The sequence below is a fragment of the Streptomyces sp. NPDC031466 genome (assembly GCF_055581265.1).
This window is the reverse complement of sequence record NZ_JBVIJT010000002.1, coordinates 666,449-679,667: the sequence shown is the minus strand read 5'-3', so window position 1 is coordinate 679,667 and position 13,219 is coordinate 666,449. Positions and strand designations below refer to the sequence as shown.

At 74.5% G+C, this 13,219-nt stretch carries 12 protein-coding genes; 6 read left to right on the top strand and 6 right to left on the bottom strand.

What is annotated here, in order from left to right; all coding sequences use genetic code 11:
• Window positions 1-30: 30 nt before the first annotated feature.
• Window positions 31-1,563, bottom strand: a complete 1,533-nt coding sequence (locus tag ACZ5GP_RS05915; RefSeq protein WP_468749584.1) for an aldehyde dehydrogenase (NADP(+)) — start codon at window positions 1,561-1,563, stop codon at window positions 31-33.
• Window positions 1,564-1,711: 148 nt separating this feature from the next.
• Here ACZ5GP_RS05915 and ACZ5GP_RS05910 point away from each other — a divergent pair, with 148 nt between their 5' ends.
• The 5 genes from ACZ5GP_RS05910 (at window position 1,712) to ACZ5GP_RS05890 (ending at window position 7,226) form a co-directional block, all read left to right on the top strand.
• Complete coding sequence (locus ACZ5GP_RS05910) at window positions 1,712-2,485, top strand: IclR family transcriptional regulator (RefSeq protein ID WP_358588126.1); 774 nt, start codon at window positions 1,712-1,714, stop codon at window positions 2,483-2,485.
• 185 nt (window positions 2,486-2,670) lie between these two features.
• Window positions 2,671-3,726 carry a hypothetical protein gene (locus ACZ5GP_RS05905; RefSeq protein ID WP_468749583.1) on the top strand — a complete coding sequence of 352 codons (1,056 nt, stop codon included), beginning with the start codon at window positions 2,671-2,673 and terminating at the stop codon, window positions 3,724-3,726.
• Entirely contained in the window at window positions 3,723-4,979 is a 1,257-nt protein-coding gene (locus ACZ5GP_RS05900) for a sensor histidine kinase (protein ID WP_468749582.1), read from the top strand. The genes ACZ5GP_RS05905 and ACZ5GP_RS05900 overlap by 4 nt, the downstream gene beginning before the upstream one ends.
• Window positions 4,976-5,656 carry a response regulator transcription factor gene (locus tag ACZ5GP_RS05895; RefSeq protein WP_468749581.1) on the top strand — a complete coding sequence of 227 codons (681 nt, stop codon included), beginning with the start codon at window positions 4,976-4,978 and terminating at the stop codon, window positions 5,654-5,656. Before ACZ5GP_RS05900 ends, ACZ5GP_RS05895 begins: the two co-directional genes overlap by 4 nt.
• Before the next feature lie 121 nt (window positions 5,657-5,777).
• Window positions 5,778-7,226 carry a peptidoglycan D,D-transpeptidase FtsI family protein gene (locus tag ACZ5GP_RS05890; protein ID WP_468749580.1) on the top strand — a complete coding sequence of 483 codons (1,449 nt, stop codon included), beginning with the start codon at window positions 5,778-5,780 and terminating at the stop codon, window positions 7,224-7,226.
• A 321-nt stretch (window positions 7,227-7,547) separates the two neighbouring features.
• On the opposite strand, the gene ACZ5GP_RS05885 is transcribed toward ACZ5GP_RS05890, so the two are convergent.
• The 3 genes from ACZ5GP_RS05885 to ACZ5GP_RS05875 are packed head-to-tail and all read right to left on the bottom strand — an operon-like array spanning window position 7,548 to window position 9,427.
• Window positions 7,548-8,321: a hypothetical protein gene (locus ACZ5GP_RS05885; protein WP_468749579.1), complete on the bottom strand. Its 774-nt coding sequence runs from the start codon at window positions 8,319-8,321 to the stop codon at window positions 7,548-7,550.
• The gene (locus ACZ5GP_RS05880; protein ID WP_468749578.1) at window positions 8,318-8,659 is read right to left on the bottom strand and encodes a PadR family transcriptional regulator; all 342 of its coding nucleotides are present in this window, start codon (window positions 8,657-8,659) and stop codon (window positions 8,318-8,320) included. Before ACZ5GP_RS05880 ends, ACZ5GP_RS05885 begins: the two co-directional genes overlap by 4 nt.
• A 36-nt stretch (window positions 8,660-8,695) precedes the next feature.
• Window positions 8,696-9,427 (bottom strand): CPBP family intramembrane glutamic endopeptidase, encoded by a 732-nt coding sequence (locus ACZ5GP_RS05875; RefSeq protein ID WP_468749577.1) that lies wholly within the window; start codon window positions 9,425-9,427, stop codon window positions 8,696-8,698.
• Window positions 9,428-9,731: 304 nt separating this feature from the next.
• On the opposite strand from ACZ5GP_RS05875, the gene ACZ5GP_RS05870 reads away from it, so the two are divergent.
• Window positions 9,732-10,934 carry an MFS transporter gene (locus ACZ5GP_RS05870; protein WP_468749576.1) on the top strand — a complete coding sequence of 401 codons (1,203 nt, stop codon included), beginning with the start codon at window positions 9,732-9,734 and terminating at the stop codon, window positions 10,932-10,934.
• A 128-nt stretch (window positions 10,935-11,062) separates the two neighbouring features.
• Here ACZ5GP_RS05870 and ACZ5GP_RS05865 read toward each other — a convergent pair whose 3' ends face one another.
• Window positions 11,063-12,229 (bottom strand): hypothetical protein, encoded by a 1,167-nt coding sequence (locus ACZ5GP_RS05865; protein WP_468749575.1) that lies wholly within the window; start codon window positions 12,227-12,229, stop codon window positions 11,063-11,065.
• A complete protein-coding gene (locus ACZ5GP_RS05860) occupies window positions 12,226-13,191 on the bottom strand; it encodes a 5-dehydro-4-deoxyglucarate dehydratase (RefSeq protein WP_468749574.1) in 966 nt (321 codons plus the stop codon). Before ACZ5GP_RS05860 ends, ACZ5GP_RS05865 begins: the two co-directional genes overlap by 4 nt.
• Window positions 13,192-13,219 lie beyond the last annotated feature (28 nt).

Sequence of the window (13,219 nt, the reverse complement as noted above, 5' to 3'; positions counted from 1 at the left end):
GGCCGGGCCCCGCCCCGAGCCCGCCGCGGGTCAGTGTTCCAGCCGTCCGTCCACCCTCCTCGGCAGCCCCAGCGGGTTGGCGTCGCGCAGTTCCGGCGGGAGCAGGGCCTCGGGGGTGTTCTGGTACGCGACCGGGCGCAGCCAGCGCTCGATGGCCGTGCCGCCCACGGACGTCGACGTGGACGTGGTGGCGGGGTAGGGGCCGCCGTGGTGCTGGGCGGGCGCGACGGCGACGCCGGTGGGCCAGCCGTCCACGAGCACGCGCCCGGCGAGCGGGGTCACCTCGGCGAGAAGCTCGGCGCCGCGCGGGCTCGCGCCCGCCGCCTCGTCGGTGGAGAGCTGCACCGTCGCGGTCAGGTTGCCGGGCAGGCGCGAGAGGACGGCGGTGATCTCCGCGTCGTCGGTGTAGCGCGCGACGACGGTGACCGGGCCGAAGCACTCCTCCAGGAGCAGGTCGTGCGGCCCTTCGCCCGCCAGGCGCGCGGCCGGGACCGTGAGGAAGCCGGCGCTGACGGTGTGCTCGCCGCCGGCGCCCGGGGTCACCGGGGCCTGGACGTCGGGGAGTGCGGCGCGCTCGCGTACCCCGGCGACGAAGTTGTCCCGCATCCGGTGGTCCAGGAGCACCCCGGCCTCGGTGTCGGCGACCGCCTCGGTCAGCGACTTCACGAGCCGGTCGCCGGCCGCGCCCTCGGGGGCGAGGACGAGACCCGGCTTGACGCAGAACTGGCCGACGCCGAGCGTCATCGAACCCGCGAGTCCGGTGCCGATCTGCTCGCCGCGCTCGGCGGCGGCGGCCTCGGTGACCACGACGGGGTTGAGGGAGCCCAGCTCGCCGTGGAAGGGGATCGGCACCGGCCGGGCGGCGGCCGCGTCGAACAGGGCGCGCCCGCCGCGGATGGAACCGGTGAACCCGGCGCCGGCGACCAGCGGGTGCTTGACCAGCTCGACGCCCGCCTCGAAGCCGTGCACCAGGCCGAGGACGCCCTCGGGGATGTCGTGCCGCGCCGCCGCCCTGCGCAGCACGGAGGCGACCAGCTCGGAGGTGCCCGGGTGGTCGGGGTGGGCCTTGACGACGACGGGGCAGCCCGCGGCGAGCGCGCTCGCGGTGTCGCCGCCGGGCACGGAGAAGGCGAAGGGGAAGTTGGACGCGGAGTAGACGGCGACGACGCCGAGCGGGAGCTTGTAGCGCCGCAGGTCCGGGATGGGCGGGGTCGCCGAGGCGTCCGGGTGGTCGATGACGACGCCGAGGAAGGCGCCCTCGTCGACCAGGTCCGCGAAGGCTCGCAACTGATAGCAGGTGCGCGCGAGTTCGCCGGTGAGCCGGACCGGGCCGAGCGCGGTCTCCGCGTCGGCGGCCTCCACGAGGTGGTCCTTCGCCTCGTCGAGCAGTTCGGCGGCGGTGCGCAGGAAGGCGGCGCGGACCACGCGGTCGGCGAGGGCGGGCGCCGCGTCCCGGGCGGCGCGGACCGCGCCGTCGACCTCCTCGGCCGTGGCTTCCACCGCAACCTGCTCGCGCTGCTTCCCGGTTCGGGGGTCGACACTCCAGACTGGTGCTGCTGCCACCGCGGATTCCCTTTCCAAAGGTGATGCCGGTCGTACGGGCTGAGGTCTGCCGCTCACCAGGGCTGTTCGATATGCTGAACAACGTCTCCGCTGATGAACGGGCAGGGACTCGGAGCGTATTTCTCGGCGATCTAAGGGGTCAAGGGCGATGTCGGCTGGCGAGACCGGAGGCGGGGCACAGGTCAAGTCCGCGGTGCGGACGGTGGAACTGCTCGAGTACTTCGCGGGCCGTCCCGGAATGCACTCCCTGGCAGCCGTCCAGGAGGCGGTCGGGTACCCCAAGTCGAGCCTCTACATGCTGCTGCGCACCCTGGTCGAGCTGGGCTGGGTGGAGACGGACGCGACCGGCACGCGGTACGGCATCGGCGTGCGCGCCCTGCTGGTGGGCACCTCCTACATCGACGGCGACGAGGTGGTGGCCGCCGCCCGGCCAACCCTGGACCGGCTCTCCGACGACACCACCGAGACCATCCACCTGGCGCGGCTCGACGGCACGAACGTCGTCTATCTGGCCACCCGCCAGTCGCAGCACTATCTGCGGCCCTTCACCCGGGTCGGCCGCAGGCTGCCCGCGCACTCCACCTCACTCGGCAAGGCGCTGCTCGCCACCTTCACCGACGAGCAGGTCCGCGCGCTGCTCCCCCAGGCGCTGCCCGCGCTCACCGAGCACACCATCACCGACCGCGAGAAGCTCATCGAGGAGCTGCACACGGTTCGCGAGCAGGGCTTCGCGGTGGACCGCGAGGAGAACACGCTCGGCCTGCGCTGCTTCGGTGTCGCCATCCCCTACCGCACCCCGGCCCGGGACGCGATCAGCTGCTCGGTGCCGGTGGCCCGCCTCACGCCCGCGCACGAGCAGATGGTCAAGGACGCCCTGTTCGACGCGCGCGACCGGCTGACCCTGGCGACTCGTAGGCTCTGAGGCGGACAACGCCGGTTCGCCGCGGTCCTGGAGCCCCCGGAGACCCCCTGAGCGGATCTCCGGGCTCCGTCGCACGTGACATGGCCCTCTCTCCTCCCCATGCCCCCTCGGCTCCCCCGCGGGGTGGAGGCGGATCGTCAGGGCGCAGGACGTGCCGTGCCGCGGCGGGCCGGGAGGGTGGAGTCATGACACGGACCCTGCCCTCCCCGCAGGCCGGCCCGACGGCGTTCGCCGCGGTCGGCCTCAGCCGGCCGCGCCGCGCGCTGCGGTTCGTCGCCATGGCGGCCTGCGCCCCGTACCTCGCGCTCAAGGTCGCCTGGATCTGCGGGAGTCACACCGGCATCCCCGAGGGCAGCCCGCTGCTCGGCCACCGCGCCTCCCTGATCTTCGCCAACGGTCTGACCGTCCTGATGGACGCGACCGTCATCGTGCTGGTGCTGCTCCTGACCCGGCCATGGGGCCTGCGGGCGCCGGCCCGGCTGCTCGTCCCGCCGATGTGGACGGCCAGTGGGCTGCTCGTGCCGATCATGGCCGGGTTCCCGCTGACCCTGCTGGTCCAGGCCCTGGGCACCGGGTCCGGCCCCCGTTCCGGGGCCGGCGGATCGAGCGAACCCTTCCTGGACGACTGGGTGTTCGGCGTCGTCTACACCGGTTTCATCGTCCAGGGCGTCGCGCTCGGCTCCCTCTTCGTCCTCTACGCCGGGGACCGCTGGAGCCACCTGTGGCGGGGACGGGTGCGTGACCTGCCCCCGAGCCGTCGGCCGGGCGCACGGGCCGTCGCCGTCACGGCCGCGCTGCTCACGCTCTTCCCCGGCGCCCTGCACCTGCTGTGGGCCACCGGCTCGACCGCCGGCCTCGACGAGGGCCGGATCGAGGAACGCGGCCCCGACTTCCGCGCCCTGGAGTCCCTGAGCGCGCTGTACCTCGTCCTCGCCGTGAGCGGCGCCCTGCTCCTCGCGTTCCGGTGGGGCCCCGCGCTGCCGGTGAAGGTGCCGCTCGCGCTGGCCTGGCTGGGGTCGGGCGCGGTGGGCTGCTGGGGCGGCTGGCTGCTGTTCGGTTCGCTCATGAGCCTCGGCGACGCCACGAAGCAGCCCACCGCCGCCATGGTCCTCGCCTACGCTGTGCAGATGATCATCGGAACGCTCGTGGCCGCCGTCGGGGTGCGCTTCCTCAAGGAGCGAGCGGGCTCCCGCGCAGAGCGGGCGGGTCTCCTCGAAGAGCGGGCGGGTTCCTCGGCGTGAGGGGCCTCGCCGCCGCCCTGCTCGGGCGCCGGGCGCGCCGCCGGTGGGTCCATCTGATCCTCGGCGGCGCGCTCGCCATGCCGTACGTCTTCGTCGGCTCGGTGATCGTCGGGCCGCTCCTCCACGACGACCGCTTCTTCGGCTCGCTCACCTCGCAACTCGCCTCCTTCGCCGCCGGGTTGCCGCTGGCCGCGATCACCGCGCTGTTCTCGCTGACCCGCCCGATGTCGGTGGCCGCCGTACGCGCCCTGTGCGGGGTGCCCGACGGCGCTCTCGCCGAGGGGCCCGCGCGGGGGCGGGCGGCACGCGGGCGGACCGCGGCGTGGTTCACGCTGCACCTGGGCCTCGGCGGGATCGTCAGCGGCATGTCGCTGGCGCTGCCGCCGTTCGCGTGCGTCCTGATGGCGGTGCCGTTCTTCGCCGTGCTCCGCGACAGCCGCATCGGGCTGCCCGAGGTCTTCGGCGAGCCCTGGCTGGTGGCTCTCTCGCCGGTCATCGGCTGCGCCTCGCTGGTGGCGCTCGCCGCCTGCGCGGCCGCGTCCGGCGGGCTCCTCGCGCGCTGGGCCCCGGCGTTGCTCGGGCCGACGCCCGCCGACCGGCTCGCGGCCGCCGAGCAGCGCGCCGCCGACCTCGCGGTGCGCAACCGCCTGGCACGCGAACTGCACGACTCGGTGGGCCACGCGCTGAGCGCCGTCACCCTCCAGGCGAGCGCGGCCCGCCGCGTCCTGGACCACGACCCGGAGTTCGTCCGGGAGGCGCTGGCCGCCATCGAGGACACCACGCGCCGCACGGCCGGCGAACTCGACGCCGTGCTGGGTGTGTTGCGGGAGGCCGACGACGCCCGCTCCACGGCGCCCGCGCCGACCCTCGCCACCGACCTGGACGGATTGCTGCGCCGCACCAGGGCGAGCGGTCTGCGGGTCGGCGCCACCGTCGCCCTGGAGCCGGACACCCTGCCCCCGCTGGTCTCCCGCGAGGCGTACCGCATCGTGCAGGAGGCGCTCGGCAACGCCCTGCGGCACGGCGGCGGGGACGCCCGGGTGACCCTGCGCATCGCCCTGGACGGCCCCGACCTGGCCGTCACGGCCGAGAACCCGCTGCCGCTCCACTCCCCCGCCACCCGCCCCGGCGGCGGCCACGGCCTGCGCGGCATCGCGGACCGGGCCCGGCTGCTCGGCGGCACGGCCGCGGCGGGCCCGGCGGACGGCGCCTGGCGACTGGACGTACGACTTCCGCTGAAGGGACACGCATGACGACCACCTCCGCACCCACCGGCACCACCGCCATCCGGATCGTCCTCGCCGACGACGAGCGCATGGTGCGCACCGCCCTGCGCGCGATCCTCTCCGCGGAGGCGGGCATCGAGGTCGTCGGCGAGGCGGCGACCGGCGCCGAGGCCGTGTCGGTCGTGCGACAACTGAGGCCCGACGTCGTCCTGATGGACGTACGCATGCCGGAGATCGACGGCATCCGCGCCACCGAGCAGATACTCCGGACGGTGCCGGAGCCGCCGCGGATCGTGGTCGTGACGACCTTCGAGAACGACGCGTACGTGTACGAGGCGCTGCGCGCGGGCGCCGCCGGCTTCCTGCTCAAGCGGGCGGACGCGGACGCGCTCGTCCAGGCGGTGCGCGTGGTGGCGCACGGCGACTCGCTGCTGTTCCCCGCGGCGGTGCGCGCCCTGGCCGCCGAGTACGGGCGCGCGAGGCCGGCGCCGCCCGCGTGGGTGGCGCGGCTGACCGGCCGGGAGAGCGAGGTGCTGCGGCTGATGGCGACGGGGCTGACCAACACGGAGATCGCCGCACGGATGGGGGTGGGCGCCGCGACGGTGAAGACGCACGTGGCGTCCGTGCTCGCCAAGACGGGCGCGCGGGACCGCACGCAGGCGGTGATCGCCGCGTACGAGGCGGGCTTCGTGGACCGGGACTGAGCCGGCTCCCGCGCCGACGGGACGGCGGGGGCGCCCCGGGTTCATGAGGACTTTCTGAGAAAACGGTCGCAAGCGGATCAGAAGGGAACGAAACCCTCCCGTCCGCTCGTCCTTCCGTGGGATGAACAAGACGATCAGGCGCGCCTCGGTCTTCGCACTGCTGCTCGTGCTCGCCCTCCTGGTGCGGGCGACGTGGGTGCAGTTCCACGACTCGAAGGCGCTCACGGACGACAAGCACAACCGGCGCAAGGCGATCGAGCAGTACGCGAACCCGCTGGGCGACATCATCGTGGGCGGTGAGGCCGTCACCGGCTCCGTGCGGACGAAGGGAGGAGACCTCGCGTACAAGCGCACGTACAAAAACGGCGCCCTCTACGCGCCCGTCACGGGCTACAGCTCGCAGGTGTACGGCGCCACGCAGCTCGAAGGCATCTACCAGGACCTCCTCGACGGCACCGACAGCCGGCTGAAGAACCCGCTCGACACGCTCACCGGCAAGCGCGCCGAGGGCGGCGACGTGATGACGACCATCGACCCGGCGGTGCAGAAGGCCGGGTACAAGGCGCTCGGTGACACCAAGGGGGCGGCGGTCGCCGTCGACCCGAAGACCGGCGAGATCCTCGGCATGGTCTCGACGCCGTCGTACGACCCGTCGCGGATCAGCGGCTCCACGGACTCCGCGCAGTGGCGGGAGCTGACCTCCGACAAGGACAAGCCGATGGTGAACCGCGCGATGCGCCAGCCCTTGCCGCCCGGTTCGACGTTCAAGCTGGTCGTCGCGGCCGCGGCCCTCGAGGACGGCCTGTACTCCTCGGTGGACGCGCGCACCGACAGCCCGAACCCGTACACGCTGCCGGGCACGGCGACGGTCCTGCGCAACGAGAACGCGTCGGCGCCCTGCGAGAACGCGACGATCCGCACCGGCCTGCGGTACTCCTGCAACAACGTCTTCGCGAAGATGGCCGTCGACCTGGGCCAGGACAAGGTCGCGGCGATGGCGGAGAAGATGGGCTTCAACGCGGAGAAGCTCGACGTGCCGGTGCGCGCGGCGAAGAGCGTGTACCCCGCCGGCATGGACAAGGCGCAGACGGGTCTGTCGGGCATCGGCCAGTTCGACGTGACGGCGACGCCGCTCCAGATGTCGATGGTGTCGGCGGCGATCGCGAACGGCGGCGAGCTGGTCCGGCCGCACATGGTCTCCCGGATCACCGACGCCGACGGCAACACCCTGGAGAAATACGGCGACGGGGACTCCCGGCGCGTGATGAGCGAGTCCGTCGCCGAGGGCCTGCGGTCGGCGATGCGGACGGTCGTGGAGAAGGGCACCGGTTCGAACGCGCGGATCGACGGCGCGACGGTGGGCGGCAAGACGGGTACGGCGCAGCACGGCGAGAACAACAGCAAGACGCCGTACGCGTGGTTCACGTCGTACGCCAAGGGCGGCGACGGCCGACAGGTGGCGGTCGCGGTGATGATCGAGTCGTCGAGTGCGGCCCGCGACGAGGTGAGCGGCAACGGTCTGGCGGCGCCGATCGCCAAGGCGATGATGGAGGCGGCGCTCGCCCGCTGAGCGGGACCGGCGCCACCCCACGACGCCACCACGACACGCCGCCGCCCGCAGCCCCACCGCCGCGGCGGCCCGATGCCCCCGCCCTGCCGCGCCACCGGGGCACTCCGCCGCGACGGTGGCCCGACCCCCCGCCGCCCACCGCCCACCGCCCACCGCCACGGTGGCCACTCCGGTGGCACGGTGGCACGAACCCCGCCACCCTCGGCCCCAGTCCCTGCCCCGCTTCAGCCCGGCTCGGCCTGCCTCACCGGCCCGGCCGCAACTCCCGTCCGCCTCGGCCGCGCCCGCGTCGACCCCCGCCCGCATCAGCCCGACCCGGCCTCACTCCCGGTCCCGCTTGCGCTCGCGGCCCCCGCGCCAGGTCCGGCCGAGCACGATCAGCAGGAACGGTGCGCAGGCGCCGGCCAGCAGGCCCGTCGCGTAGCCGATCCCGGTGCTCGCGCCGTCGTCGAGGGCGGTCGAGACGCCCGAGGCGGCCACGGCGGCGATGACGACGGCCACCAGGGCGTAGAACTTCCGGCTCAGGAAGTTGCTGCGGTCCGGCACCGGCGGCGGCGACGCGAGCTCCGCGCCGGGGCCGAGGCTCGCCGCCTTCGGCCGCTTGAACCAGGCGTGGACCAGCCAGGTGCCGCAGGCCTCCCAGCCGTCGGGGGCGAGCCGCCCGTCCAGGCCCTCGCGGCCGCGCGAGACCAGCTCGCGCCGGTACTCCCAGCGCTGCGGCCGCTCCGCGTCGCGGCGGCAGACGAAGCGGCCGAGTGCGTCGACCCGCTCCACCTCCCAGCCCTCGTCGCCGAAACGGTTCAGCAGCTCCTCGTCGACGTAGGTGTCGGCGGTCCAGCGCCACGTCTCGCCGTGGGCGGCCGGGGCGGTCGGTGCCCGCTCCCCCGTGGCGGGCACCAGCTGCCCGGCGAACTCGTCGGCCGGTCCGAACTCCTCCAGCGCGTCGGCTCCCGACTCCTCCAGGTGCGCGGCCAGCTCCTCGACGGTCGCCTCGACCCGGTCGGCGGGCAGCCCGCGCGCCCGCAGCCGCTCGGCGAGGTCGATGAGGTAACCGTCCTGCTCGTACCGGGTGTTCACCGCGTCCGCTCCGTTCATCGTGGCGTCACTCCCGCCTTGGCCAGGACCTCGCGCACGGACGTGTCGAAGGCCAGCCACAGCCCGCCCTGCTCGCCGAGGGTCTCCCGGCCCGCGTCGGTGAGCCGGTAGTAGCGCCGGCCGGGCCCCTTCTCGGTGGCGCGGAACTCGGCGGCGACCAGGCCCGCCTCCTCCAACCGGTTGAGGACGGGGTAGAGCGTGCCGCCCTTGATCTGCCCGAAGCCCGCGGCCGAGAGCAGCTTGGCGATCTCGTAGCCGTAGCTCTCGTCGTCGGTGAGGCTGGCGAGCACGAGGAGGTCGAGCACGCCCTTGAACCAGCTGGCGCGGCGGTCGGTCATGGTGTCAGGCCCTTCTTCGGCACGGATGTCCCCCCGTCAGGCGGCGGACGTGGCGCGCCGCTCGTCCGGCGCGGGCAGCGTCAGGTCGCGGGCGCTCAGCGCGGCGTGCGCCACGACGGGGAGCAGCAGACTGCCCGTCGCGAGGTAGAGGCCGGTCATGACGGCGCCGACCAGGGCGAAGACGAGGACGCCCTGGCGGCCCTGGTAGAAGCCGGCGAGCGCGTAGACGAGGACCGAGAGGGCCGCGGCCACATAGAGGTCGAGGCCGAGCGCGCCGACGCCGAAGGCGATGAGGAGGCCGCGGTACAGGAGGTTGGCGCCGATGCCGTCGGTGACGGCGACGGCGATCGCCAGCCGCCGCTCCTCGGCCGTGCGCGGCAGCATCGCCTCGATGGAGGCGAGCCCGGGCACGTGTTTGCCCTGCTCGACCATGCCGCGGAAGTTGCGTCCGGACGCCACGGCGATCGCGACGAAGAGGAGCGTCAGGGTCACGGTGTATCCGGGCCGTTCCGGCGTGACGAGACCGAGGTCGGCGGCGTCGACGCCGGGCGAGAGCAGCAGTGCCGCCACGGCGCCGGCGGCGAGGACGCCCCACAGGGCGAGCGTGACGCCGAAGTAGCGGACGAGCGCGCGGGGTTCGGTGTCCCTGCGGCGGGCCAGCGAGGCGTACATCCGGCGGCCGGCCCAGGGCTCACCGAGCAGCAGATAGGCGGCGAGCGTGGCCGTGACGGCCGTCGAGGCGACCGAGAAGTCCGGCGAGATGGTCATGGGATCCCCCTTCCCGAGGGGGCCGCGCGCCGCATGTCTCCGCGTGCCGCGCGACCCCTGAGCGTCTGAACTACCTAGACCGTATGGCGACCTAGTCAGGAATGCAACCTATATCGCGCTGCCGTCACCAGGCAGAGGGGCGCCGGCCCCGGCCGCCCGCCATGAGGGTCCCCCTGTCTCCCCTAAGGCAGCGGTCCCGGCGTGTCTCCTCTGGTGATCGGCCCGGGGCCCGGACTCACCGGCCGGCAGTTGGGGAAGCAGCCCGATTCCCTGGCGGGGGCCTTAGAAGCCAGCATCACCTGGCATGACATCGACGATCGGGCACGTCCTGCGGAACCGCGATGCCCGCCTCTACCTGGGCGCGGTGGTGGTCTCGGGTTTCGGGACCTCCGCGCTGTGGCTGGCCTGCGGCGTCTGGGTGAAGGAGCTGACCGGCTCCGACGGGCTCGCCGCGCTCTGCCAGTTCGCCCTGTGGGCGCCCACCCTCGTCGGCCCGCTGCTCGGCACCCTCGCCGACCGCACGCGCCGCAAACCGCTCCTGGTGGCCGCGAACCTCGCGCTCGGGGTGCTGCTCCTGTCCCTGCTCGCCGCGGACGGCACGGGAGGGCTGTGGATCCTCTTCGCCGTCCTCCTGCTGTACGGGGTGTGCGGCGTCGTCACGGACGCGGCGGAGGCCGCCCTGGTCCCGACGGCCGTCGGCCAGGAAGTGCTCGGCGACCTCAACGGCCTGCGGATGTCCGCGAACGAGGGCATGAAACTGGTGGCGCCCCTCGCGGGCGCCGGCCTGTTCGCCGCTTACGGGGGCGCCGCGGTGGCGCTCCTGGACGCCGTCACCTTCGTGCTCGCCGCCGGCATGTACGCGCTGCTGCGGGTGCGCGAGGCCGCCCCGGCACGCGAGCGCGCCTCCCTGCGGGCCCGCACCGCCGAGGGGGCACGGTACTTGCGGGGGCACGCGCGGCTGCGGCCGCTGGTGGTGGCGGGAGGTCTGACGATGCTGTCGTCGGGGGTCAGCGGCGCGGCCGTCTACGCGATCGTGGAGCGGCTCCGCCACACGCCCGCGTACGCGGGTGTGCTGTACGCCGTGCAGGGGGCGGGGTCCGTCGCGGTGGGCGTGGCGTCGGGGGCGCTGCTGCGGCGGTTCGGGGCGCGGCGGTTCGGTGGGGCGGGCATCGCGCTGACCGGCGCGGCGGCGGCCCTGAGCGCGCTGCCGAGCGACGCGGCGGTGCTCGCGGGGAGCTTCGCGAACGGCGTCGGACTGCCCTGTGTGCTGATCGCGGGCCTGACGGCGGTGCAGCGCGAGACGCCCGGCGCGCTGCTCGGCCGGGTGGCGGCCACCGCCAACACGGTGATGTTCACGCCGACCGCGCTCGGCATCGCGGCGGGCGCGGCCCTCGTGGAGTGCGTGGACCTGCGCGTCCTGCTGCCGGTGCTCGCGGGGGCGCGGCTGCTGATCGCCGCGCCCCTGCTCCTGCGGCGCGGAGTCACTTCACGTTCGTCCGGCGCTTGATCGTCGCGAGGGCCCGCGCCCGTTCGGCCTCGGGCAGCTTGACGGTGGCCGGCTCGGGAAGGGACGGGCCGCGCGCCTTGTCTCCCTCCCCCTCGGCGACGATCGCGGTGCGCGGATCGTGGGGGCGTTCACTCCGGGGTCGACAGGGCCCTGCCGACCTGCGCGAGGTCGTCGTCCGACGCCAACCCCGCGTGGTACAGCCGCAGTTCCGTGGCGCCGAGCCGTGCGGCGCGGGCCGCGTCGGCGGCGAGTGTGCCGGGGCGGCCGCCCATGGTGCCCACCACGGTGAGGTTGGCGGCCAGGACGGTGGCGGGCCCGGCGTGGGCGGTGAACGGCGTCAGGGCCTCGGCGCCGCCCGTGCACGGCACGACGACGCCGTCGGCCACGGAGAGGACGTGCGCCGGGTCCACGCCCGCGTTCGCGCCGCAGTGGTAGGGCACCGGGTCCGCGTGCAGCAACACCTGGAAGTCCGGCGGGGCGGCCGCGCGTACGGCGGCGACGGCGGCCTCCTGGAGCGTGCGGGCGGTTTCCTCGCGCCACGCACGCGTGGCCGCCGCCAGGTCGGTGCCGATGAGCGTCTCGACGGACGCCCAGCCCGTGTCGTCCGCCTCGCCGCGCCACACGGGCTCCAGGCCGCGCCGGACGGTGGCCGCCAGCGCGTCCGGGTCGAGGCCGGCTCCCGTGTACCCCGCGCGGCAGGAAGAGCAGAAACACAGGGACATCAGGTACTGCCCCGCCTCGCCGAGGCCGACGCCGGCGGTCTTGTCATGGGCGTGCAGATGCGCGAGGCCGTACCAGCCGCACGACTCCAGTTCGGTGCCGTGCGCTCCGGGGCGCACGGCGGCCTCGGCGGCGAGGTCGACGAGGTACGCGCGCGTGGCGGGCCGCGCGATGCACGGCGCCCACGGATAGCGGTCCCCGTAGGCGTTGACGACGGAGGTGGTCGGGTGTTCCTCGCCCATCCGGGAGTTGTGGGCGAGGACGACCCAACTGCGTACGGCGATTCCGGCGGTCGCGAGCGCCTCGGCGGCCGCTCCGTAGGCGTCGCCGGGCGCCCACTCCCCGGCGGGGTACGGCCGCAGCCCGCGGCCCTGCCACCGGTCGCCCGGCGGGTAGAGCACGGCGGCGTGCGCGGCCGTGACGATGCGGTGGCGGGGGTGGCGCGGGGTCAGGGCGCGCGTGGAGTGGTAGGCGGCGGCGAGGGTGACCTGGCGGATGCCGAGGTCGAGGAGGCGGGCGGGCGCGTCGGGGTCGCCGACGACGTCCCAGGGGTAGAGGAACGCGGCGGCCCTCATGCGTCCGCTCCCGGGTGCGCGGGCCCGAGCGACTCCCGGCCGCGAGCGATGAGTTCGGCCAGCCGCTTGACGTGTTCGCCGGCCGGTTCGTGCAGCGGCGGCCGCACGGGGCCGACGTCGAGGCCGCCGAGCCGTACGCCCGCCTTGACGAGGGAGACGGCATAGCCGCGGCCGAGCGCGCGCAGCTCCACGAAGGGCCGGTAGAAGCCGTCGAGGAGGCGGTTGACGGTGGCGTCGCCCTCCGGGGTGCCCGCGTTGAACGCGCGGTGGAAGGCGAGCGCGATGTCGGGCGCGAAGCAGAAGACGGCCGAGGAGTACAGCCGCACGCCGATGCCCCGGTAGGCGAGGCCGGTCAGCTCGGCGGTCGGCAGTCCGTTGAAGTAGAGGAAGTCCTCCGGCACCTCGCTGCGCACGGCACTCACGACGCGCTGCATCAGGTCCATGTCGCCGAGGCCGTCCTTGAAGCCGATGATCCCCTCGGTGCGGGCGAGTTCGACGACGGTCCGGGGGGTGAAGACGGCGTTGTCGCGCTGGTAGACGATGACGTCCAGGGAGGTGGCCCCCGCCAGCTCGCTGTAGTGCCGTACGAGGCCCTCCTGTCCGGCGACGACGAGGTAGGGCGGCAGGGCGAGCAGCCCGTCGGCGCCCGCCTCCTCGGCCAGGCGCGCGTACCGCACGGCGAGCGCGGTGCCGTACCCGGTGCCGGCGACGACCGGCACGCGCCCCGCCGTCTCCCGGACGGCCGCGCCGACGCAGCTCTGGAACTCCTCGGGCGTCAGGGCGTGGAACTCGCCCGTGCCACAGCAGGCGAACACGGCCGCGGCGCCCGCGTCGACGCCGGCCCGCACATGGGCGCGGAAGGCGTCCAGGTCCACGGAGCCGTCGGGGCCGTACGCGGTGACCGGGAAGAACAACGGCCCGCTGGGGACGCGAAGTCGGAAAGCGAGAGGGGCTGACGTCACGGACTCTCCCTAGGCGTGCACGTTCATG